Annotated in this window: 14 protein-coding genes; 5 read left to right on the top strand and 9 right to left on the bottom strand. The window is 70.9% G+C overall.

Going from position 1 to position 23,003, the window contains the following annotated elements:
* Window positions 1-70: 70 nt before the first annotated feature.
* Both ACFVWD_RS07350 and ACFVWD_RS07345 read right to left on the bottom strand, forming a co-directional pair.
* Complete coding sequence (locus ACFVWD_RS07350) at window positions 71-2,197, bottom strand: alpha-1,4-glucan--maltose-1-phosphate maltosyltransferase (protein WP_389594369.1); 2,127 nt, start codon at window positions 2,195-2,197, stop codon at window positions 71-73.
* A 194-nt stretch (window positions 2,198-2,391) separates the two neighbouring features.
* A complete protein-coding gene (locus ACFVWD_RS07345; protein ID WP_389594368.1) occupies window positions 2,392-3,594 on the bottom strand; it encodes a S8 family peptidase in 1,203 nt (400 codons plus the stop codon).
* 653 nt (window positions 3,595-4,247) lie between these two features.
* On the opposite strand from ACFVWD_RS07345, the gene ACFVWD_RS07340 reads away from it, so the two are divergent.
* The gene (locus tag ACFVWD_RS07340) at window positions 4,248-6,908 is read left to right on the top strand and encodes a glycosyltransferase family 1 protein (protein ID WP_389594367.1); all 2,661 of its coding nucleotides are present in this window, start codon (window positions 4,248-4,250) and stop codon (window positions 6,906-6,908) included.
* Window positions 6,909-6,940: 32 nt separating this feature from the next.
* Here the strand turns inward: ACFVWD_RS07340 and ACFVWD_RS07335 are convergent, their stop codons facing one another.
* The 7 genes from ACFVWD_RS07335 to ACFVWD_RS07305 all read right to left on the bottom strand — a co-directional run bounded on the left by ACFVWD_RS07335 (window position 6,941) and on the right by ACFVWD_RS07305 (window position 19,213).
* Window positions 6,941-7,456: a DUF1990 domain-containing protein gene (locus ACFVWD_RS07335; protein ID WP_101400742.1), complete on the bottom strand. Its 516-nt coding sequence runs from the start codon at window positions 7,454-7,456 to the stop codon at window positions 6,941-6,943.
* Window positions 7,457-7,543: 87 nt separating this feature from the next.
* Entirely contained in the window at window positions 7,544-9,202 is a 1,659-nt protein-coding gene (locus ACFVWD_RS07330; protein ID WP_389594366.1) for a M4 family metallopeptidase, read from the bottom strand.
* A gap of 298 nt (window positions 9,203-9,500) precedes the next feature.
* Window positions 9,501-11,543 carry a M4 family metallopeptidase gene (locus ACFVWD_RS07325; protein WP_389594365.1) on the bottom strand — a complete coding sequence of 681 codons (2,043 nt, stop codon included), beginning with the start codon at window positions 11,541-11,543 and terminating at the stop codon, window positions 9,501-9,503.
* Between the two features lie 461 nt (window positions 11,544-12,004).
* Entirely contained in the window at window positions 12,005-13,744 is a 1,740-nt protein-coding gene (locus ACFVWD_RS07320; protein WP_389594364.1) for an ABC transporter ATP-binding protein, read from the bottom strand.
* Window positions 13,741-15,450 carry an ABC transporter transmembrane domain-containing protein gene (locus ACFVWD_RS07315; protein WP_389594363.1) on the bottom strand — a complete coding sequence of 570 codons (1,710 nt, stop codon included), beginning with the start codon at window positions 15,448-15,450 and terminating at the stop codon, window positions 13,741-13,743. Before ACFVWD_RS07315 ends, ACFVWD_RS07320 begins: the two co-directional genes overlap by 4 nt.
* A gap of 53 nt (window positions 15,451-15,503) precedes the next feature.
* Window positions 15,504-17,411: an ABC transporter ATP-binding protein gene (locus tag ACFVWD_RS07310; RefSeq protein ID WP_389594362.1), complete on the bottom strand. Its 1,908-nt coding sequence runs from the start codon at window positions 17,409-17,411 to the stop codon at window positions 15,504-15,506.
* Entirely contained in the window at window positions 17,408-19,213 is a 1,806-nt protein-coding gene (locus ACFVWD_RS07305; RefSeq protein ID WP_389594361.1) for an ABC transporter ATP-binding protein, read from the bottom strand. Before ACFVWD_RS07305 ends, ACFVWD_RS07310 begins: the two co-directional genes overlap by 4 nt.
* A 214-nt stretch (window positions 19,214-19,427) precedes the next feature.
* Here ACFVWD_RS07305 and ACFVWD_RS07300 point away from each other — a divergent pair, with 214 nt between their 5' ends.
* From ACFVWD_RS07300 to ACFVWD_RS07285, 4 genes are read left to right on the top strand one after another with little or no spacing between them, the layout of a single operon-like run.
* On the top strand, window positions 19,428-20,330 hold the full coding sequence (locus tag ACFVWD_RS07300) for an ABC transporter ATP-binding protein (RefSeq protein WP_389594360.1): 903 nt from the start codon (window positions 19,428-19,430) through the stop codon (window positions 20,328-20,330).
* Window positions 20,327-21,061, top strand: coding sequence for an ABC transporter permease (locus tag ACFVWD_RS07295; RefSeq protein ID WP_389594359.1), 735 nt, complete (start codon window positions 20,327-20,329; stop codon window positions 21,059-21,061). The genes ACFVWD_RS07300 and ACFVWD_RS07295 overlap by 4 nt, the downstream gene beginning before the upstream one ends.
* 25 nt (window positions 21,062-21,086) lie before the next feature.
* A complete protein-coding gene (locus ACFVWD_RS07290; protein WP_389594358.1) occupies window positions 21,087-22,355 on the top strand; it encodes a sensor histidine kinase in 1,269 nt (422 codons plus the stop codon).
* Window positions 22,345-22,998 (top strand): response regulator, encoded by a 654-nt coding sequence (locus ACFVWD_RS07285; protein WP_389594357.1) that lies wholly within the window; start codon window positions 22,345-22,347, stop codon window positions 22,996-22,998. The genes ACFVWD_RS07290 and ACFVWD_RS07285 overlap by 11 nt, the downstream gene beginning before the upstream one ends.
* The last annotated feature ends 5 nt before the right edge of the window (window positions 22,999-23,003 follow it).

Here is a 23,003-nt window from a genome sequence, read left to right as displayed (position 1 = left end):
TTGAACCAGTCGGGGTCGCGGTCCCTGGCCGGGGTGTCCTCGAAAGTGTCCGGGACGGGCTCGTTGACGATCATGTGGTGGGTGACCCTCCGATCTGCGGTGAGGACGGTCGCAGGACGGTGAGGATGTGCGCGGGGCTATGCCCTGGCTCAAGACGCACATAGTTGGCCCTGCCCCAGTTGTAGGTCTCGCCGGTGAGCTCGTCGCGCACCGGCACGGACTCGTGCCAGTCCAGGCCGAGTTGCGGCATGTCCAACGAGACCGTCGCCTCCTGGGTGTGGTGGGGGTCGAGGTTGACCACCACCACAACCGTGTTCGATCCGCTCCCGTCCGTGACCGACTTCGAGTAGGCGATCACCGTGTCCTTGTCCGTGTGGTGGAAGTGGAGGCCGCGCAACTGGCGCAACGCCGGGCTGCGCCGCCTGATGGTGTTGAGCGCACCCAGCAACGGCGCGATGCTACGACCCTCCCGCTCCGCCGACTCCCAATCCCGCGGACGCAGTTGGTACTTCTCGGAGTTCAGGTACTCTTCGCCGCCCGCACGCAGCGGGGTGTTCTCACAGAGCTCGAATCCGCTGTAGACGCCCCAGGTCGGAGACAGCGTCGCGGCGAGCACCGCGCGCAGTTCGAAGGCCGGCCGCCCGCCGTGCTGAAGGAACTCGTGCAGGATGTCCGGGGTGTTCACGAAGAAATTGGGCCGCATGTAGGCGGCCGCCTCCCCCGACAGCTCACTGAGGTAGTCGGTGAGCTCCTCCTTCGTGTTGCGCCAGGTGAAATACGTGTACGACTGCTGGAAGCCGATCGCCCCCAGCGTGCGCATCATCGCGGGCCGGGTGAACGCCTCGGCCAGGAAGATCACGTCCGGGTCGGTGCGGTTGATGTCCGCGATCACCCGCTCCCAGAAGACGACGGGCTTGGTGTGCGGGTTGTCGACGCGGAAGATCCGCACGCCGTGGCTCATCCAGTGCCGCAGCACCCGCAGCGTCTCCTGGACCAGCCCCGGCATGTCCCGGTCGAAGGCGATCGGATAGATGTCCTGGTACTTCTTCGGCGGATTCTCCGCGTACGCGATCGACCCGTCCGCCCGGTGATGGAACCACTCGGGATGCTTCTGCACCCACGGATGATCCGGCGAGCACTGCAGCGCGAAGTCGAGCGCGATCTCCAGCCCCTCCCGCTCCGCCCGCCTCACGAAGGCGTCGAAGTCGTCGATCGTGCCGAGGTCCGGATGAACGGCGTCGTGCCCGCCCTCCGGAGATCCGATCGCCCACGGCACACCGACGTCGTAGGCCCCGGCCGAGAGTGTGTTGTTGGGCCCCTTGCGATAAGTGGTCCCAATCGGATGAATCGGCGGCAGATACACCACGTCGAAGCCCATCCGCGCGATGGCGGGCAGCCGCTCGGCGGCGGTGCGGAAGGTGCCGTGCACCGGCGGATCGAGATGTCCGCTCTCCGAACGCGGAAAGAACTCGTACCAGGAGCCGTACAGCGCCCGCTCGCGCTCCACCAGCAGGGGCAACGGCTCCGAACCGCTGACCAGCTCACGCAGCGGATGACGAGTGAGGACCCTGTCCACTTCAGGGGTACGGGCGGCGGCGAGCCGGGCCGCCGAGGAACGGCCGGTGTCCCGCAGCGCGTCCGCCGCGGTGAGGACGACATCCCTTCTGCCCTTGCTCTTCGGCACTCCGGCGGCAGCGCGCTCGTACAGCCGGGCGCCCTCCTCCAGGACCAGTTCCGTGTCGATGCCCGCCGGGATCTTGATCCCCGCGTGATGGCGCCAGGTGGAGACCGGATCGCTCCAGGCCTCCACGGTGTACGTCCAGTGGCCGGTCGTCCCGGCACAGACGGTGGCGCCCCAGCGGTCGGTGCCGGGGGCGAGTTCGCGCATCGGGGTCCAGGGGCCGGTGCGGCCCTCCGGATCGCGCAGGACGACGTTCGCGGCGACGGCGTCGTGGCCTTCGCGGAAGACGGTGGCCGAGACTTCGAAGGCCTCGCCGACGACCGCCTTGGCCGGGCGGCGGCCTTGCAGGACGAGGGGCCGAACGTCGACGACGGGAATGCGTCCGACGCTCCCGCCGCCTTCACCTGCCTGGTCGGAGGGTTGCTCCGGGGCGCGGGGGACGGCGTCGACCTTGCGTATGGGGGGTGTGTCGGAGGTGGTCGTCGGGGGTGGCGACGTGTGGTGCGTGGCGGGCATGACCGCTCCTGTCCGCGTCAACGTGGGTGGGCGGATGACGGTGTGGGGAGGTGGGGCCTGCGGGGCGTACCGGGGGAGCCTTCCCACCCTATTCGGGTGAGCAATCCGGCAGGTTGCTAACTACTTACGCGTATGTCTACACACAAGACCGGCCTCGTCCGACGGGCGAGGCCGGTACCTGTTCCGGCGGTTCTTTACGAAGAGCCGACCTGCAGAAGCCTGTTCGGCGAACCGAGCCCCGCACCGCCGACCTTCCCGTACACCGCCCGCTGAACCAACGCTTTGCCCACTTGGGCCGGGGTCGCCTTCGGGTGGCCGGCGAGATAGAGCGCCGCCGCGCCCGCGACATGCGGGCTCGCCATCGACGTACCGGAGAAGGTCGCCTTCCCGGTGTCGCTCGCGTACGACGCCGACGTGATCGCCACGCCCGGCGCGAACAGGTCCAGCGCCGTGCCGAAGTTGGAGAAGCTCGCCCGGGCGTCGGTCCTGTCACTCGCTCCGACCGTCAGCGCCTCCTTGACCCGGGCGGGGGAGTACAGCCCGGCGGGCAGTGCGTCGTTGCCCGCCGCGACCGAGTACGTCACTCCCGAAGCGATGGAGTTGCGTACGGCGGCGTCCAGCTGGGCGTTCGCGTGGCCGCCCAGGCTCAGATTGGCGACCGCCGGTTTGTGCGCGTGCCGGGTCACCCAGTCGATACCGGCGATGACCTGCGCGGTGGTGCCGGACCCGGCGTTGTCGAGCACCCGCACGGACACGACCTTGGCCTTCTTCGCCACACCATAGGTGGTTCCAGCGATGGTCCCGGCGACATGGGTCCCGTGCCCGTTCCCGTCCCCCGCCGTCTTGTCGTTGCCCACGAAGTCCCAGCCGTAACTGGCCCGCCCCCCGAAGTCCTTGTGCGTGATCCGGATCCCCGTGTCGATGACGTACGCCGTCACGCCCGCGCCCGCCGACTCCGGCCACGTGTAGCCCTTGTCGAGCGGCAGCGCGGGCTGGTCGATCCGGTCCAGCCCCCAGGACGGCGGGTTCTTCTCGAAGTGGTCGAGTGCCACTCGGGTGTCCTGGACGACGGAGGCCACCCGGGAGTCCCCCGCGAGCCGCCGCGCCTGCCTTTCGCTGACCTGGACCGCGTATCCGTTGAGCGCCGTGCCGTACGTGTGGCTGATTCGCGCCCCGTACTTCTCGGCGATGCCCTTACCCACCGACGACGGAGCCTTCGTACCCCCCTTGAGCGTCACGATGTAACTACCGCTGACGGAACCGGGTTCGCCGGCGCCGAGTATCCGCCCCTCCGGGGCGGCGTGCGCGGGCAGGGTGATGGCCGAAAGCACCGCGGCCGTCGTGACCGCGGTGAGGCATCCTGCCCAGCGCAGACGCCGCTGTCTCGTCTGTGCCATGACGTGAGTTCCCCTCCTCAAGTCGGCGTACGCCGACCGGGACCGACCGGTGTGCGACCGGGGTCGCCCGTACGCCACTTGGCAGCCTCTCGTGTGGTGTGAAGCACCACAAGGCCGCCCATGCGGGCGGAATCGGCCATACCCTCCGGGGGTTGCGCGGAATGGTTGCGTCGATTACCAGCCGAGGGCTCCGCCGGTGGGACCGTGGGGGTGAGTTCGTCGGCTGCGGACCGGTGGGGGCTGGTCGCGCAGTTCCTCGCGCCCCTGAAGCGGGGGCTGTGCCCCGCGCCCGCCGACTGGGCGATTTGTTCGACTGACGGCCGGTGGGGGCTGGTCGCGCAGTTCCCCGCGCCCCTGAGGCGGGGGCTGCGCCCCGCCCCGCGTGTGCCGCAGTCGGCGTACTGCGGAAGGGGGCGTGGGGGTGTGTCGTAAGCCCGTCGCTTACGTTCGGATCGAGCTGCGGCTCGCTTGCCCGGTCCACGTCTGATCCGGCGGCGACGGGCTCGACACACCCCCACGCCCCCGACCCACCCACACGTCCGCCACCACGACGCCGGAGTTCATCGATGCGCCGTGTCGTGGAAACACCCTCGCCGCTACCGTCGTGGGTGACGTACTTCCCGCCGCATACGTCTTTTGTGAAGGTGGAACTCGTGAAGGCAATCCGCAGATTCACCGTTCGCCCCGTACTGCCCGACGCCCTTCACCCGCTCAGTGACCTCGCCCGCAACCTGCGCTGGTCCTGGCACGCCGAGACCCGCGACCTCTTCCAGTCCGTCGACCCCGAACGCTGGACCGCCTCCGACGGCGACCCCGTACGCCTGCTCGGCAGCGTCCCTCCCCGCCGCCTCGCGGAACTCGCCGAGGACCGCCGCTTCCTGCGCCGCCTCGCCGCGGTCGCCGACGACCTGCGCGACTACGTGACCGGCGAACGCTGGTATCAGACCCAGACCCAGATTCCCGACCTCCCCGCCGCCATCGCCTACTTCTCACCCGAGTTCGGCATCACCGCGGCCCTGCCCCAGTACTCCGGCGGCCTCGGCATCCTCGCCGGCGACCACCTCAAGGCCGCCAGCGACCTCGGCGTACCCCTCATCGGCGTAGGACTCCTCTACCGGCACGGCTACTTCCGCCAGTCCCTCTCCCGAGACGGCTGGCAGCAGGAGCACTATCCCGTCCTCGACCCCAACGAACTCCCGCTCGTGCCCCTGCGTGAATCCGACGGCACCCCGGCCCAGGTCACCCTCGCCCTCCCCGGCGGCCGCGCCCTGCGCGCCCGCATCTGGCTGGCGCAGGTCGGCCGCGTCCCCCTCCTCATGCTCGACTCCGACGTCGAGGAGAACGACCTCGGCGAACGCGGCGTGACCGACCGGCTGTACGGCGGCGGCAGCGAGCACCGACTGCTGCAGGAGATGCTGCTCGGCATCGGCGGGGTGCGCGCCGTAAGGACGTACTGCCGACTGACCGGCCACGCCCAGCCCGAGGTGTTCCACACCAACGAGGGCCACGCGGGCTTCCTCGGCCTGGAACGCATCGCCGAACTCGCAGACGGGCACGACGGGCTGGACTTCGACGCCGCCCTCGAATCCGTCCGCGCCGGTACCGTCTTCACCACCCACACCCCCGTCCCCGCAGGCATCGACCGCTTCGACCGCGAACTGGTCGCCCACCACTTCGGCCCGGACGCCGAACTCCCCCGTATCGACGTCGAGCGGATCCTCGGCCTCGGCATGGAGACCTACCCGGGCGGTGAGCCGAACCTCTTCAACATGGCCGTGATGGGGCTCAGGCTCGGCCAGCGGGCCAACGGGGTGTCGCTGCTCCACGGTCACGTCAGCCGCGAGATGTTCTCCGGGCTGTGGCCGGGTTTCGACCCGGACGAGGTCCCGATCACCTCGGTCACCAACGGCGTGCACGCACCGACCTGGGTGGCACCGGAGGTCTTCCGTCTCGGCGCCCGCCAGATCGGTGCCCAGCGCACCGAGGACGCGATGACGGTCGGCGGCTCGGACCGCTGGGACGCGGTGGCGGACATCGCCGACCAGGAGATCTGGGACCTGCGCCGGGTACTGCGCGAGCAGCTGGTCCTCGAGGTACGGGAACGCCTGTACGCCTCCTGGCGCCAGCGCGGCGCCGGAACGGCCGAACTCGGCTGGATCGACGGAGTGCTGGACCCGGACGTGCTCACGATCGGCTTCGCGCGCCGCGTCCCTTCCTACAAGCGTCTGACCCTGATGCTGCGCGACCGCGACCGTCTGATGGACCTCCTCCTGCACGCCGAGCGCCCGATCCAGATCGTGGTCGCGGGCAAGGCGCACCCCGCCGACGACGGCGGCAAGCGACTCGTGCAGGAACTTGTCCGGTTCGCCGACGACCCGCGCGTACGCCACCGGATCGTCTTCCTCCCGGACTACGGGATGGCGATGGCGCAGAAGCTGTACCCGGGCTGCGACATCTGGCTGAACAACCCGCTCCGCCCGCTGGAGGCCTGCGGCACGTCCGGGATGAAGGCGGCGCTCAACGGCTGTCTGAACCTCTCCGTCCTGGACGGCTGGTGGGACGAGTGGTTCCAGCCGGACTTCGGCTGGGCGATTCCGACGGCGGACGGTACGGACGGGGGTCCCCCCACGCGTTCAGCAGTGGGGGAGGACGACGACCGCCGCGACGAGTTGGAGGCGGCGGCCCTCTACGAGCTGCTGGAACAGCGCGTGGCGCCCCGCTTCTACGAGCGGGGTCAGCACGGTCTGCCCGACCGGTGGATCGAGATGGTGCGCCAGACTCTGACCCATCTCGGCCCGAAGGTGCTGGCGGGCCGGATGGTGCGCGAGTACGTGGAGCGCCTGTACGCCCCCGCGGCCCGAGCCCACCGCGCCCTGGCCCCGGAGGCGGCCCGCGAACTGGCCGCCTGGAAGTCCCGCGTCCGGGCGGCCTGGCCCCGGGTCACGGTGGACCATCTCGAGGCTTCCGCCGCCACCACGACCGCCGAACTGGGCACCACCCTTTCCCTGCGCGTGCGGGTGGCGCTGGCCGACCTCGCCCCGGACGACGTCGAGGTCCAGGCGGTCTCGGGCCGCGTCGACTCGCAGGACCGCATCGCGGACGCGAGCTGCGTCCCGCTGAAACCTGCGGGCGGTCCGGACCTGGAAGGGCGCTGGGTGTACGAGGGACCGCTCTCCCTCGACCGCACCGGCCCGTTCGGCTACACGGTCCGCATTCTCCCCACGCACCGGCTGCTCGCGTCCGGCGCCGAGCTGGGCCTGGTGACGATGCCTTCGGAAGAGGCGGAGGAGGAGGCCGGGGTCTTGATGCGCTGAGCGAGCCGCAAGCGGAACGGCAGGCAGCCGACCTACGGCTCGAACCCCGCGCACAGTCGGCGCAGTACCGCCCCACAGCGCCGCGCGTAGGCGTGCTGGAGCCCCCGGGTCGCCGGTCCGCCCGCACGGGTGTACCACTTGGCCGCACGGCTGAAGGCGGTCACGGTCAGCCAGACCGTGCCGTCGCCCGTGCGGTCGACCACGAAGGCCTCCTCGCCGCGCTCGGGGTGGCCGGGCAGGGTGCCGTAGGCCCAGCCGGCCCGGCGGTACTCCTCGACCGTCCAGACCACACGGCAGGGGGCCTTGAGGGGGCCGAGTCCGACGGTGACGTCGACTCCGGGGGCTGCCTTCTCGGCGGTGGCGGTTATGCCCACGCCCATCGCGCGGTGCATCTCCCAGGTCATCACCGCTTGGGACGCGGCGCGGAACGCGGCCTCGCCCTCGCCGACGCGGGTGCGCAGGTGCAGGGGGTGGAACCCCGGCGGGCAGCGGCCGTCGCGCGTCGCGCCCACGTCCTCGTATGTGAAGGGGTTGTCCGGGGAGACCATGGGGACAGCGTAGGGCGGTACCCGGAGTTGCCTTCTCTCCGGGTACCGCCCAAGGCGCCTAAGCGGGTCTCGAGGACCCCGTGGGCACTAGCTCACGTTGACCGCGGTCCAGGCCGCGGCCACCGCCTTGTACTCGGTGCTGGTCGAGCCGTACAGGGCCGACGCCGCGGAGAGCGTCCCCGTGCGGGCCGACTTGTAGTTCGTCGTCGACGTGAAGTACGTCGTCAGCGCCTTGTACCAGATCTGCAGGGCCTTGTCCCGGCCGATGCCGGTGACGGCCGTGCCGTTGTACGTGGGCGAGTTGTAGCTGACGCCGTTGATGGTCTTGGCGCCGCTGCCCTCGCTCAGCAGGTAGAAGAAGTGGTTGGCGACACCGGACGAGTAGTGGACGTCCAGGTTGCCGACGCTGGAGGACCAGTAGTCGGCGGAGCCGCCGTCCTTGCTGGGCTTGTCCATGTAGCGCAGCGGGGTGCCGTCGCCGTTGATGTTGATCTTCTCGCCGATGAGGTAGTCACCCACGTCGGAGGAGTTCCCCGCGTAGAACTCGACGCCCGTGCCGAAGATGTCGGAGGTCGCCTCGTTCAGACCGCCGGACTCGCCCGAGTAGTTGAGACCGGCCGTGTTGGCGGTGACGCCGTGGCTCATCTCGTGGCCGGCCACGTCCAGCGAGGTCAGCGGGTGGGTGTTCCCGGAGCCGTCGCCGTACGTCATGCAGAAGCAGCTGTCGTCCCAGAACGCGTTGACGTACGCGTTGCCGTAGTGGACGCGGGAGTACGCGCCGACGCCGTTGTTCTTGATGCCGCTGCGGCCGAAGGTGTTCTTGTAGAAGTCCCACGTCTCCTGCGCGCCGTACGCGGCGTCGGCGGCCGCGGTCTGGTCGGTGGTGGAGCTGGAGGCCGCGCCGGTGCCCCAGGTGTCGTCCGCGTCGGTGAACAGGGTGCCCGCGGAGGAGCTGGTGGTGTGCGACTTGTTGTACGTCTTGTGGCCGCCGCGGGTGCCGTCGGTCAGCTGGTACGTCGAGCCCGACAGGGTGGTGTTGAGGCTGACCGTGCCCGAGTAGAGGGTCTTGCCGGTGCCCGTCTCGATGCCCTGGTACTCGTAGAGCTTCTTGCCGGTGGCCGCGTCGGTGATGACGTGCAGCTCGTTCGGGGTGCCGTCGTCCTGGAGACCGCCGATGACCGTCTCGTAGGCGAGGGTGGGCTTGCCGGTGGCGGCCCAGATCACCTTGCGGGGGGCGCGGTCGGCCGTGGTCTTCTCCGAGCCGGCGGCCTTCGCGGCGGTGAGGGCCTGCTTCTCGGCCTTCGCGGTGGTGACCTGCGGCTTCAGCGAAGCGACCTTGATGGCCGTCTTCACGGCCTTGGTGACGCCCTCGGTCTTGCCGGCCTTGGACTCGTGGACGACCAGGTCGCCGCCGAGGACCGGAAGGCCGTTGTACGTGCGCTCGTAGCGGGTGTGCACCGTGCCGTCCGCGTCCTTGAGGACGTCTCTGACGACGAGCTTCTCCTTGGCGCCGAGGCCTATCTGCTGGGCGGTCTCGGGCGCGGCCGCGTCGGCCTTCTGGATCAGGCTCGTACGCGCGGTGGCGGAGAGCAGGACCGTGGCGCCGGGGAGCTTCGCCTTGGCGGCGGCCGACTCGGTCTGGGCGGAGGCACCGGTGGTCAGACCGGTGGTGAGCAGGGCTCCGGCAGCGACAGCGGTCGCGATGGCCAGAGTGGTGCGCTTGTGACGCGCGTAGAGGGGGGTCACGCAATCTCCTCTTGTGGGGGCGACCGGACGGCGTGGGGTGGCCGTACGGAAGGTGCGAAGTTGCGGTGCGGGTGAGCCGTGCGGTGGAAGAGTGACATCAAGGGCGCGTACATGTCAGGAGGGCGATGCAATCTTGGCCTGAAAGCGTCCGTTGGGTGAAGATCACTGTTCGTTACGCGGATCTCGATCTTGGTCAAGGGGCAACAAAAGCAGGGTCATGGCACGGCAAAGAGGGCACCGTCCCGGGGAGTCGAACCCCGGGGCGGCGCCCTCTCGATGCCGTGTGTTCAGGTGCGGTCTACGGGAACGTCAGCTTCCAGCTGTTGATGTAGCCGGTGTCCTGCGCGGCCTTGTCCTGGACCCTCAACTTCCAAGTACCGTTGGCGACTTCGGAGGACGCGTTGACCGTGTAGGTCTCCTGGACGTTGTCCGCCGAGTCGGAGGAACTGAACGCCTTCAGGGGGTACACCGTGCCGTCCGGGGCCAGCAGGTCCACGACCAGGTCGCCGCGCCAGGTGTGCACGATGTCCACGTCGACCAGAAGGTTCGACGGGGCGTTGCCGGTACGGCCGGTGACCGCGATCGACGACGTCACAGCCGGTCCGTTGTCCGGAATCGATACGTCGCTGGTGTTCTCGAACGACGTACCGGTGCCGCCGCCACCGCCCGGACGCGAGCCGACCTTCACGGCCGCCCAGGCGTTCTGCACCGCCGTGTACTCGGCGCTCGTCGTGCCGTACAGCTCACCCGTCGCGGCGAGCGTGCCGGTGCGGGCCGCCGCGTAGTTGGTGGTCGAGGTGAACTTGGTGGTGAGCGCCCGGTACCAGATCTGCAGGGCCTTGTCCCGGCCGATGCCGGTGACCGGAAGGCCGTCGGCGGTCGGCGAGTTGTAGCTGACGCCGTTGATGACCTTGGCGCCGCTGCCCTCGCTCAGCAGGTAGAAGAAGTGGTTGGCGACGCCGGACGAGTAGTGGACGTCGAGACCGCCCACGCTGGAGGACCAGTTGTCCGCCGAGCCGCCGTCCTTGCTGGGCTTGTCCATGTAGCGCAGCGGGGTGCCGTCGCCGTTGATGTCGATCTTCTCGCCGATGAGGTAGTCGCCGGGGTCGGAGGCGTTGTTGGCGTAGAACTCGACGCCGGTGCCGAAGATGTCCGAGGTCGCCTCGTTCAGACCGCCGGACTCACCGGTGTAGTTGAGACCCGCGGTGTTGGAGGTGACGCCGTGGCTCATCTCGTGTCCGGCCACGTCCAGCGCGGTCAGCGGGTCCGCGTTGCCGGCCCCGTCGCCGTACGTCATGCAGAAGCAGCTGTCGTCCCAGAACGCGTTGACGTAGGCGTTGCCGTAGTGGACCCGGGAGTACGCACCCACGCCGTTGTTCTTGATGCCGCTGCGGCCGAAGGTGTTCTTGTAGAAGTCCCAGGTCTCGGCGGCGCCGTAGTGCGCGTCGGCGCCCGCGGTCGCGGCGTTCGACGTGGTGCCGTTGCCCCAGGTGTCGCTGGTCTGCGAGAACAGGGTGCCGGTGCCGGACGTACCGCGGTTGAGGTTGTACGTCTTGTGGCCGCCGCGCGCGCCGTCGGTGAGCGTGTAGTTGGAGCCCGACTGCGTGGTCGTCAGCGTCACCTGGCCGCTGTACTGGGTGTTGCCGATACCGGTCTCGATGCCCTGGTACTCGTAGAGCTTCTTGCCGGTGGCCGCGTCGGTGATGACGTGCAGCTGGTTCGGGGTGCCGTCGTCCTGGAAGCCGCCGACGACCGTCTCGTACGCGAGGGTCGGTTTGCCGTCCGCCGCCCAGATCACCTTGCGGGGTGCCCGGTCGGCGTCGGTCTTCTTCGAACCGTCGGCCTTGGCGACGGAGAGGGCCTGCTTCTCCGCCTTCGAGGCGGCGATGGCGGGTGTGAGCGAGGCGACCTTGAGGGTGGCCCGCGTCGCCTTGATGACCCGCTCGGTCTTCCCGGCCTTGGTGGTGTCGACCACCAGGTCGCCGCCGAGGACCGGGAGTCCCGCGTACGTGCGTTCGTAGCGGGTGTGGACCGTGCCGTCCGCGTCCTTGATGACATCGCGGGCGACGAGCTTCTCGTCGGCCCCGAGGCCGAGGTCCTTGGCGGTGGCCGCCTTGGCGGCGTTCGCGTCGCGTATCAGCTCCGCGCGCTGCGAAGGCGTGAGCTGGACGGCGAGAGAACCACGGTTGATCTTGCCGAGGGAGGATTTCTGGGGGGCCGCGCTCGCGGCGCCCGACTGGACGGCCGCGGCCAGCAGGGCGGAGACGCCGACGAGGGCGACGGCCGCGACACGGCGCTGAGTGGTGTGGGAGGTGCGTCTGTGGGAGGAACTGCTGCTCAACACACTGACTCCTTCTGCGTGGCCACGGCTCGCGCGGCCAGTGGGGATCCGGTCGGGGTGGGTACCCGTCCGGGCAGAACAGGGCAGAACAGGGCAGAACAGGGTGGAACGCGAAACCAGTTGCATGGGGTCTACGGCCACGACACGGCGATGGTGCTGTGGGATTGCTGTGAAGTTGCCGTGGGAAGAGTGGCAGGAGATTTCGCTTTCTGTCAGGACCGCGTCAGGAACTTGGCCGGAATTCGTCCGTTGTCCGGGTGTTCATGTTCGACATGCGGACTGTTTGCCGGAGTGCGTCTGGTCTGTGGCGCGGCAAGGCGCGGCGGCCCTGCCGCCCCGCACTCAGAGCGGCCGGACGAGCCCCGACGCGCCGCGCCCTGGCCCCCGCCCTGGCCCCCGCCCTGGCCCCCGCCCTGGCCCCCGCCCTGGCCCCCGCCCTGGCCCCCGCTCAAGCCCCCGACCTAGTCCCCGTGCCACGTCCGCCAAAGTGCCGCGTACGCGCCCTCGGCCGCCGCCAGCTCGTCATGCGTGCCGAGTTCGGTGAGGAGTCCGTCCTCCATCACGGCGACCCGGTCCGCGTCGTGCGCGGTGTGCAGCCGGTGCGCGATGGCGATCACGGTGCGCCCCTCCAGTACGGCGGCGAGCGCACGCTCGGTGTGGCGCGCGGTCGTCGGATCGAGCAGCGCGGTCGCCTCGTCGAGGATGAGAGTGTGCGGGTCGGCCAGCACCACCCGGGCCAGGGCGAGCTGCTGGGCCCGCGACCCGTCCGTCCGGCGGCCGCCGGTGCCGAGCTCGGTGTCCAGCCCGTCCGGCAGCTCCCGGACCCAGCCGTCGGCACCGACGGCGGCCAGCGCCGCCCACAACGCCGCGTCATCGGCGGCGGGTTCGGCGATCAGCAGGTTGTCGCGAACGGTGCCCAGGAACACGTGGTGCTCCTGGGTGACGAGGACGACCTGCCGGCGCAGCTGCTCGGGGTCGAGGTCGGCGATCGGTACGCCCCCCACCGTCACCGACCCGGACCGCGGCGCGTCGATGCCCGCGAGCAGTCGGCTCAGAGTGGTCTTCCCGGCGCCGGAGGGTCCGACGACGGCCAGCCGTTCCCCGGGCCGGACGGTCAGGTCGACTCCGCGCAGCACCTCGCCCCCGCGGTCGTAGGAGTAGCGGACATCCGTCACGTCGATCCGGTCGTCGGCCGGGGTGGGCGAGCCCGACGGCACGGCCCGTGGGGCCCGGGCCAGCCCCTCGACGCGGGCGAACGAGGCACCGCTGCTCTGGAGTTGCTCGACCTGCATCAGGATCTGGTCGAGCGGCTCCGCGAGCTGGCGCAGATACAGGGTCGCGGCGACCACCGCCCCCAGGCTCATCGACCCCCGCGCGTGCAGGGCACCGCCCACCAGCAGGGCGGCGACCACGGGAACGACGTACGACACCTCCACGGCCGGGAAGAACACGCTGCGCAGGAACAGGGTCCGCATCCGCCTGAGGCGGGACGTCTCCAGCGTCCGACGGCTCGCGGTGATCCGGCCGCGCTGAAGCCCGAACGCCTCCACCGTACGGGCACCGGACGCGGTGGCCGCGAGGATCTCGGCGACGTCCGAGGTGGCGGTGCCCTCGGCGAGATACGCGGTGCGCGCACGGCGCAGATACCAGCGCAGGGCGAACCAGATGCCGACGAGCCCGAGCACCCCGCAGACGCCGAGCAGCGGGGCGATGACGAAGACCGCGCCGAGGATGAACAGTGCCTGGGCGCAGGAGATGAGCAGTTCGGGTCCGGCGTCGCGCAGGGTGTTGCCCACCACGGTGACATCGGCGGTGCCGCGCGCGGTCAGGTCACCGGTGCCGGCCCGCTCCACGACCGACGCGGGCAGACTCAGCGCCCGCTCCACGAACTGCTCCCGCACCCGGGCCAGCGTCCGCTCCCCGAAGCGGTGCCCCACGTACCGGGCCCACCGCGCCAGCAGCAGCTGCGCCAGCGAGCACACCAGGATGACCGACGCCAGCCGGTCCACCACGTCCACACCGTCCCCGGCCCGTACGTCGTCGATGATCCGTCCGAGCAGCCAGGGCCCGACCAGACCGGCCGCGGCGGCCAGCGCGTTGAGGCCGAGCACGGCGGCGAAGGCCCGCCTGTCCGCGCGGATCAGCCGCAGTGACGCCCGGCGCACCTCGGCGGGCTCGGCGACCGGCAGGTGCGCGCTCATCGCAGCGCCTCTTCCGTGTCGCGGGCCACCAGCGCCCGGTATCCCGGCTCCGCGCCGAGGAGTTCGTGATGGCCGCCGCTCGCCGCGACCTTGCCGTCGACCAGGAAGTGCACGGTGTCCACTTGGTCCAGCATCAGCGGAGAGGTGCTGGTGACGACGGTCGTACGGCCGGAGCGGGCGGCCCGCAGCCGGGCCGCCACGGCCGCCTCGGTGTGCGCGTCGAGCGCCGAGGTGGGTTCGACGGCGAGCAGTACCTCGGGGTCGGCGAGCAGCGCCCGCACCAGGCGTACACGCTGTCGCTGGCCGCCGGAGAGGCTACGGCCCTGGGCGGCGACGTCCGAGTCGAGACCGTCGGGGAGACCGAGCACGATGTCGTCCGCCGCCGCCGCGCGCACCGCCCGGGCGATCGCCTCCTCGTCGTGCTCCCGGCGACCGGAGATCAGCTCGCGCAGGGTGCCGGCGAACAGGTCGGCCTCGTTGTCCGCGACCAGGATCCGCTCGCGCACCTGCGCCACGGCGATCTCGTCGAGCCGTACGCCACCCCACGTGACCGCCGACTCCGCGTACCGGCCGAGGCGGTCGACGACGGCCTCGGACTCCGCGGGAAGTGCTCCGACCAGCGCGGTGAGCCGCCCCGGCAACACCCGTACCCCGGAGTCCGGATCGTGCAGCACCGCCGGGGAGGCGGGCGCGTCCCGGGCGTCGGGGTGGTCGGCGACGGGCTCCAGGGACAGGAACCGTACGACGCGCCGGGCGGCGACGACGGCCCGGCTGAGCTGGTAGCCGCTCTCGATGAAGAAGTACACCGGCATCACGAGGACCGCGACATAGCCGTACACGGACACCAACTGGCCGATGGTGATCTCCCCCTGGGCGGCGAGCCGGGCCGCGAGCCAGGTCACGACGGCGAGGAAGAGGGTCGGCAGTCCTGTGCCCAGTGCCTGGATCCAGCTGGTCGCCGCCCCGACCCGGTACCCCTGCGCCCGCAGCTGCTGCGAGTCGCGGCGGAAGGTGTCCGCGAACAGCCCCTTGCCACCCAGGCCGTTGAGGACGCGCAGACCGCCCGCGAGGTCGCCGATCCGCGCGGTCAGCACGCCCTGCCGCTCGCGGTACTCGGTCTCCGCACCCTGGAGCCGACCCATCAGCGGGCCGACGAGCCCGGCGATCATCGGCACCCCGAGGAGTATCACCACCGAGAGCTGGAGCGAGACCGACATCAGCAGCGCGGCCACCACGCCGTAGGTGACGATCGCGGCGATGCCGGGACCGACGACGGTCAGCGACTGGCTGATCGTCTGGACGTCACCGACGCCGATCGTGACGACCTCCCCGGCGCCGACCTGGCGGCCCAGCGCGGCACCCAGCCGCGCCGACTGCCCCACCACGACCTTGACCGTGCGGAAGTTGGCGTCCATCCGGACCTTGGTCATGGTGCGATGCCGCATGATGCCCAGCCAGGCGTTGAACACCCCGATGCCCAGCACGGCGGCGGTCCAGCCCAACAGCGCGCCCTCGTCGCCCGGCTCCAGGCCGTCGTCGATCGCACGGGACAGCAGATACGGCGGCAGCGCCAGGAGCGTCATCCACACCGTGGCGAGCAGCGCGCCGGCCGCGCTGCGCCCCGACTGGCGGGTGACCAGCCACCACAGATACCGCCACCCGCCCCGGCGGTCGGGCGTCCCCGGGTCCTCGTGAGCGTCGATCATCCAGCCCTCATGCCTTTCACTCGCCGTCCGCTGTACGAGTCACTCGTCGTCCGCTAGACGAGGCTTTCGCGCCACGCCTGGTGCAGGTCCGCGAATCTGCCGGTGGACGCGACGAGTTCGGCCGGGCTGCCGTCCTCGACCACCCGCCCGTGCTCCATCACCAGCACCCGGTCGGCGATCTCCACCGTGGACAGGCGGTGGGCGATGACCACCGCCGTCCGGCCGCGCAGGACCGTCGACATGGCGCGCTGCACCGCCCGTTCCCCCGGGATGTCGAGGGAACTGGTCGCCTCGTCGAGGATGAGGACGGCCGGGTCGGCGAGCAACGCCCGTGCGAAGGCGACGAGTTGGCGCTGCCCGGCGGAGATACGGCCACCCCGCTTGCGTACGTCCGTGTCGTAGCCCTCGGGCAGCGCGCTGATGAAGTCGTGGGCGCCGATCGCCTTGGCGGCCCGCTCGATCTCCTCGCGGCTCGCGTCGGAGCGGCCGATGGCGATGTTCTCGGCGACCGTGCCGGAGAACAGGAAGGCCTCCTGGGTCACCATCACCACCCCGCGCCGCAGTTCGGGCACGGACAGCTCGCGCAGGTCGACGCCGTCGAGCAGGACGCGGCCGTCCGTGGGGTCGTAGAAACGGGCCAGCAGCTTGGCGAGGGTCGACTTGCCCGCGCCCGTCGAGCCGACGACGGCCACCGTCTGCCCCGCGGGGAGCGTGAGCGAGAAGGCGGGCAGCACCTCGCCGCCGGTGCGGTACGCGAAGCGGACGTCCTCGAAGGCGACCTCGCGGCCCGGCTGCGCGGAGGCGAGCGCGGGCAGCCGCCTCGGCTCGGCCGGCTCCGGCACGGACGGCGTCTGGGCCAGCAGGCCCGCGATCTTCTCCAGTGAGGCCGCCGCGGACTGGTACGCGTTGAGGAACATGCCCAGCCGGTCTATCGGGTCGTACAGGCGGCGCAGATACAGCACGGAGGCGGCCAGCACGCCCAGCGCCAGCGAACCACCGGCCACCCGGTACGCGCCCCACAGCACGATCCCCGCGACGGCCGTGTTGGCGACCAGCCGGGAGCCGACGACATAGCGGGCCATCTCCAGCAGGGCGTCGCCGTTGGTGCGCTCGTGGCGCTTGTTGAGCACCCCGAACTCCGCGTCGTTGGCCTCCTCACGGCGGAACGCGCGCACCGGCCGGATCCCGTTCATCGTTTCCGCGAACTTCACGATCACGGCGGCGATCGCGGTCGAGCGGAGTCGGTAGATACGGCCCGCGCGGCGCCGGTACTGCCGTACGAGGAGGTAGAGCGGCACGAAGGACGCCACCGCCACCGCGCCCAGGCTCAGATCCAGCCAGAGCAGCATCGCCGAGATGTAGACGAAGGACAGGATCACCGTGATGAGTTCCTGCAGGCCCTCGCTGAGCAGTTCGCGCAGCGACTCGACGTCCGTCGTGGAGCGGGAGATCAGGCGGCCCGAGGTGTAGCGCTCGTGGAAGTCGATGCTGAGCGCCTGCGCATGGCGGAAGATCCGGCCGCGCAGATCGAGCAGCACGTTCTGGTTGACCCGGGCCGACGCCCGGGTGAAGGCGTACTGGAGCCCGCCGGCGGCCAGCGCGCACAGCAGATAGCCGACTCCCACCGCGATCAGCGGGCCGTGGTCGTGCGCGCGGAAAGCCGGTACGGCGCGGTCGATGGCGTACGCGACGAGCAGCGGGCCCGCCTGGATCGCGGCCTGCTGGAGCAGGAGCAGCACCATCGTCACCACCACACGTGCCTTGAGCGGGGCGAGGAGGGAACGCAGCAGCGCGGCGGTGGCGCCCGGGGGAGTGGGCAGGGTGTCGCGGTCGAAGGGGTCCTGGTGCTTGTGGGACTCCCGCGCGTCCGGACGGTCCGTGCCGGGCTCCCCGCCGTCGGGTTCCGTGCCCGGTTCCCGGTCCGGCTCCTGGTTCGGCGCGGTCGTCGTGGGCGCCGTCATCGGCCAACCTCCTCGTCACCTGACATCAGATGGGCGTACTCGGCGTTGCTGCGCAGCAGTTCGTGGTGGGTGCCGACCGCGGTGATACGGCCGCCGGAGAGCAGGGCCACGCGGTCGGCGAGCAGGACCGTGGACGGGCGGTGCGCCACGATCAGCGCGGTCGTCTCCGCCAGTACGCGGCGCAGCGCGGCCTCGACCGCGGCCTCCGTGTGGACGTCCAGCGCCGACAGAGGGTCGTCGAGGACGAGGAAGCCGGGGCGGCCGACGACGGCCCGCCCGAGGGCGAGGCGCTGGCGCTGACCGCCGGACAGGCTCAGGCCCTGCTCGCCGACCTGGGTCCGCGTCCCCTGCGGGAGCGCGTGCGCGAAGTCGGCCTGGGCCACGGCCAGGGCACGGTCCAGGTCCGCTTGTCCCGCGGTGTCCGGGGCGCCCATGAGCACGTTCTCCCCGACGGTCGCCGAGAAGAGGGTGGGCTCCTCGAAGGCCACGGCCACGCGCGCGCGAAGCTCCTCGCGGGGCATCGCCGTGATGTCCTCGCCGTCCAGCGTGATCCGCCCGGCCGTCACCTCGTGCAGCCGTGGGACGAGGGCGGTGAGGGTGGTCTTCCCGGTGCCGGTCGCGCCGACCAGGGCCATCGACTCACCCGGACGGATGTGCAGATCGATGCGGTCGAGGACGGGGGGCGCGTCCGCCGGGGCGTCGGGATAGCGGAACCGGACACCGTGGAAGCGGAGTCCGCCCTCGCCCTTCCCGGCGGCGACCGGGGACGTACCGGTGGCGACCGCGGTCGTATCGGCGGACTCCGGCTTCTCGTCCATCACCTCGAAGTACCGCTCCGTCGCCGTCGCCGCCTCCTGGCTCATCGCGAGGAGGAAGCCGATGGACTCGACGGGCCAGCGCAGCGCGAGCGCCGTGGAAAGGAACGCCACCAGCGTGCCGGCGGACAGGCGGCCGTCGGCGACCTGGACCGTGCCGAGCACGAGGGCGGCGCCGATGGCGAGTTCGGGGAGGGTGACGATGACCGTCAGGATGGCGGCGAGGAGGCGGGCCTTGGCCAACTCCGTGCCGCGCAGGGTGCGGGACAGCTCGCGGAAGGCGAGGGCCTGGCTGCGGTGGCGCCCGAAGCCCTTGATGATGCGGATGCCGAGCACGCTCTCCTCGACGACCGTCGTCAGATCGCCCACCTGGTCCTGGGCCCGCCGCGCCACCAGCGAGTAGTGCCGCTCGAAGAGCCAGCAGACGACCATGAGGGGCGCCGCGGGAGCGAGCAGCACCAGGCCGAGGGTCCACTCCTGGGCCAGCATGATCATGACGCCGACCAGGATCGTCACGGAGTTGACCAGCAGGAATGTCAGTGGGAAAGCGAGGAACTGGCGCACCAGCATCAGGTCCGTGGTGCCCCGGGACAGCAGCTGACCGGAGGCCCAGCGGTCGTGGAAGGCGACCGGGAGCCGTTGCAGATGCCGGTACAGATCCGCCCGCATGTCCGCCTCGACCCCCGACAGCGGCCGCGCCACCAGCCACCGCCGCAGCCCGAACAGCACCGCCTCCGCGACACCGAGCAGCAGTAGATACAGCGCGCCGAGCCAGATGCCCGCCGGGTCGTGGGCGGCCACCGGACCGTCCACCATCCACTTCAGGACGAGCGGGAACACCAGCCCCGTACAGGAGGCGAGGACCGCGACGAAGGCGGCGCTGAACAGCCGCGTGCGCACCGGCCGCACGTACGGCCACAGGCGCAGCAGGCTGCGTACGGTCGAATGGTCGGCTCGCCCCGGGGGCACCGCATCTGGAGTGGACATCAGGAGCGAGCCTACGGTTCGGCACTGACAGAGCCCACCGAGTTTTGGCCGGACCTGAATCGTTCCACGGGCCTGGGACCGGTGCTCCTGAGCCCGGAGCTCGGTGCTCCTGGGCCCGGGGCTCGGTCGTATCGCCGCATCAACCGATCGGCTGATGCCGCTTCGAGCGCGATGGACGATGTGCCCGCTCCCGTCCCGCCGGGATCCTCGGGACATGTCAGTCATCGAAGTCACCGCACTGCGCAAGTCCTACGGCGGCAGGCCCGTAGTCGACGGTGTCTCCTTCGCCGTCGAGGAGGGCGAGATCTTCGGGATCCTCGGCCCGAACGGCGCCGGCAAGACCACCACCGTCGAGTGCGTCGAGGGCCTGCGGATCCCCGACGGGGGCCGCGTCCGGGTCACCGGGCTCGACCCCGTCGCCGACCACGAACAGGTCGCCCGCGTCCTCGGCGCCCAGCTCCAGGAGAGCGAGCTCCAGGCCAAACTCACCGTCCGCGAGGCCCTGGAGCTGTACGCGTCCTTCTATCCGCACCCCGCCGACTGGAAGCCACTCGCCGAGCGCCTCGGCCTGACCGCCAAGCTCACCACCCGCTTCGCGAAGCTCTCCGGCGGCCAGAAGCAGCGCCTGTTCATCGCGCTCGCCCTCATCGGCAACCCCCGGGTCGTCGTCCTCGACGAACTGACCACCGGGCTCGACCCGCGCGCCCGTCGCGACACCTGGCAGCTCATCGAGGACGTCCGGGCGAGCGGGGTCACCGTCCTGCTCGTCACGCACTTCATGGAGGAGGCGCAGCGCCTGTGCGACCGGATCGCCGTGATCGACAAGGGCCGGGTCGCCGCCCTGGACACCCCGTCGGGCCTGATCCGGCGTTCGGCGGGCTCCACCGTCATCAGCTTCACGCCGTCCGCGCCACTGGACGAGGGTGACCTGAACGCGCTGCCCGCGCTCGCGTCGGTCGAGCACAAGGACGGCCGGATCACGCTGTCCGGCACCGACGAGACCGTCAACGCCGTCATCACCATGCTCGCCCGCAACCACATCACCGCCCACCAACTACGCGTGTCCGACGCCACGTTGGACGACGCGTTCCTGGACCTGACGGGGGTCACCGCATGAACACCGCGGTCCTGCGCACCGAGTTGCGCCTCTTCCGCCGCGAACCGGGAGCCCTCTTCTGGATCCTCTTGTTCCCCACCCTGCTGCTGGTGATCCTGGGCTCCATCCCGTCCTTCCGCCAACACCACGCCGACCTGGGCGGCCTGCGTACGGTGGATGTGTACGTCCCGGTGGCCGTGCTGCTCGGCATGATCGTCGGCGCGCTGCAGGCGATGCCGCAGAACATCACCGGTTACCGCGAGCGCGGCATCCTGCGCCGCATGTCCTCCACTCCGGTACGGCCGTCCGCCCTGCTGTCCGCGCAGATGCTGGTCTACGGCGCGGCGGCCCTGGCCTCCGCCCTGTGCGCACTGATCGTCGGCCGGCTGGCCTTCGACGTACGACTTCCCGAGCAGCCGTACGGCTATCTCCTCGCCCTGCTCCTCGCGATCCTGGCCGCGCTCGCGCTGGGCGCGGTGGTCTCCGCGCTGTCCCGGACGACGAAGATCGCGGGTGCGATCGGGTCGGCGGTGTTCTTCCCGATGATGTTCTGCGCGGGCGTGTGGATCCCGGTGCAGGCCATGCCGGACACGCTCGCCCGGATCGTCGGATACACGCCGTTCGGCGCCGCCGCGCAGGCTCTGAACAGGGCCGCGGCGGGGGACTGGCCGGGCTGGACGCACCTGGGGGTGCTGGTGGCCTGGACCGTGCTGCTGACGGCCGGTGCCTCGCGCTGGTTCCGCTGGGAGTAGGGGACGGCCCGTGCAGACTGGGGAGATGACCACCACGGACCGGCGGATCGACCGGCGCTGGGAGCAACTGCACATCTGGGGGCCGTACGGGCTGCTCGGCATCAGTGTCGTCCTCGCGGTCGCCTCCACCGGCCTGATGGACCGTTCCGCCAAGTGGTACGCGGGCTGGACCCTGGTCGCCGCCGCGGTCGCCCTCCAGCTGTGGTGGCACGGCACCCGTTCCCGGCGGCCCGGCCGTGGCCGGATCCCGTCCCGGGCGGGGACGGCGTACTACGCCGTCCGCTGGGCCCTTGCCTTCGTTCTCAGCTGGCTCAACCCGTTCTTCGCGTTCTACGCCGCCGCCGGCTACATGGACGCCGACGAGCTGATCACGGGCATCTGGCGGCAGCGGCTCGGACTGTTCGCGAGCGCGGTCATCGTGGCCGGTGCGCAGGCCGGCGGGCTGCCGTTCGGGAGCGGCGTCCAGTGGATCCTCTTCGCCGCGCTCCTGGTCGTCAACTCCGGCCTGCAGATGGTGGTCGCCCATCTCACCCAGCAGGAGGCCATGCGCTCCCGCGAGCGCACCGAGACCATCACCGAACTCGAACGCACCAACACCGCCCTGCAACAGGCCCTCGACGAGAACGCCGCCCTGCACGCCCAACTCGTCGTCCAGGCAAGGGAAGCCGGGGTCGCCGACGAGCGCCGTCGGCTGGCCGCCGAGATCCACGACACGATCGCCCAGGGCCTGACGGGCATCATCGCCCAGCTCCAGGTCGTAGCCAGTGCGGCCGACCTGACCACGGCCCGCACCCACCTCGAACGCGCCTCCGGGCTCGCCAGACACAGCCTCGGCGAGGCCCGCCGCTCCGTGCACAACCTGGCTCCGGTGGCGCTGGCGGACGACGGTCTGCCGGAGGCGCTGAAGAAGACGGTGGCCGAATGGGCCGAACGCACCGGCATACGCGCCGAGTTCACCGTGACGGGCACGGCCGAGCAACTCCATGAGGAGGTCGCGGCGACCCTCCTGCGGATCGTCCAGGAGGCCCTGTCCAACGCCGCCCGGCACGCGCACGCCACCCGGCTCGGCGTCACCCTCTCCTTCCTGGGCGACGAGGTCATCCTCGACATCCGCGACGACGGACAGGGCTTCGACCCGCTCGCGCTTCCCGAGCGCACTCGCGCCGGCGGCTTCGGCCTCGACGGCATGCGCGCCCGCGCCGAACGCATCGCCGGCACCCTCACCATCGAGGCCGAGCCGGGGCACGGCACGGCGGTCTCGGCTCGCGTACCGTTGGTCCGCGATGACCGATGACGTGACCGATGACGCTGTGATCACCCTGCTGATCGTCGACGACCATCCCGTCGTACGGGACGGTGTGCGCGGCATGTTCGAGTCCGCGCCGGGATTCACGGTCCTCGGCGAGGCCGCGAACGGAGTCGAGGCCGTCGCCCTCGCCACCTCCCTCGACCCGGACGTCGTCCTGATGGACCTCCGCATGCCCGGCGGCAACGGAGTCGAGGCCATCGCGGAACTCACCCGCCGCGGCGCCCGCGCCAAGGTGCTCGTCCTCACCACCTACGACACCGACTCCGACACCCTCCCCGCGATCGAGGCGGGCGCGACGGGCTATCTGCTGAAGGACGCCCCGCGGGAGGAGCTCTTCACCGCCGTGCGCGCGGCGGCGCGGGGCCGTACGGTGCTCTCGCCGGCAGTCGCCTCCCGTCTGATCTCGGCGGTCCGTGCGCCCGCCTCGACCCAGGACTCCCTCTCGGCCCGCGAGCGCGAGGTCCTGGCCCTGGTGGCCAAGGGCACCTCGAACCGTGAGATCGCCCGCGTCCTGTTCATCAGCGAGGCCACGGTCAAGACCCACCTCACCCACCTGTACGCCAAGCTGGGCGTCAACGACCGCGCGGCGGCGGTGGCGGTCGCCTACGACCGAGGCATCCTGGGCTGACGCCA

The sequence above is a fragment of the Streptomyces sp. NPDC058086 genome, assembly GCF_042885015.1.
Taxonomy (GTDB): domain Bacteria; phylum Actinomycetota; class Actinomycetes; order Streptomycetales; family Streptomycetaceae; genus Streptomyces.
This window is presented reverse-complemented; position numbering and strand designations above follow the sequence as displayed.

Bases quoted from the DNA above. Each gene is read 5' to 3' on its own strand.
- ACFVWD_RS07350 (WP_389594369.1), bottom strand. From the start codon at position 2,197: ATGCCCGCCACGCACCACACGTCGCCACCCCCGACGACCACCTCCGAC.
- ACFVWD_RS07345 (WP_389594368.1), bottom strand. From the start codon at position 3,594: ATGGCACAGACGAGACAGCGGCGTCTGCGCTGGGCAGGATGCCTCACC.
- ACFVWD_RS07335 (WP_101400742.1), bottom strand. From the start codon at position 7,456: ATGGTCTCCCCGGACAACCCCTTCACATACGAGGACGTGGGCGCGACG.
- ACFVWD_RS07320 (WP_389594364.1), bottom strand. From the start codon at position 13,744: ATGAGCGCGCACCTGCCGGTCGCCGAGCCCGCCGAGGTGCGCCGGGCG.
- ACFVWD_RS07315 (WP_389594363.1), bottom strand. From the start codon at position 15,450: ATGATCGACGCTCACGAGGACCCGGGGACGCCCGACCGCCGGGGCGGG.
- ACFVWD_RS07310 (WP_389594362.1), bottom strand. From the start codon at position 17,411: ATGACGGCGCCCACGACGACCGCGCCGAACCAGGAGCCGGACCGGGAA.
- ACFVWD_RS07305 (WP_389594361.1), bottom strand. From the start codon at position 19,213: ATGTCCACTCCAGATGCGGTGCCCCCGGGGCGAGCCGACCATTCGACC.
- ACFVWD_RS07300 (WP_389594360.1), top strand. From the start codon at position 19,428: ATGTCAGTCATCGAAGTCACCGCACTGCGCAAGTCCTACGGCGGCAGG.
- ACFVWD_RS07295 (WP_389594359.1), top strand. From the start codon at position 20,327: ATGAACACCGCGGTCCTGCGCACCGAGTTGCGCCTCTTCCGCCGCGAA.
- ACFVWD_RS07290 (WP_389594358.1), top strand. From the start codon at position 21,087: ATGACCACCACGGACCGGCGGATCGACCGGCGCTGGGAGCAACTGCAC.
- ACFVWD_RS07285 (WP_389594357.1), top strand. From the start codon at position 22,345: ATGACCGATGACGTGACCGATGACGCTGTGATCACCCTGCTGATCGTC.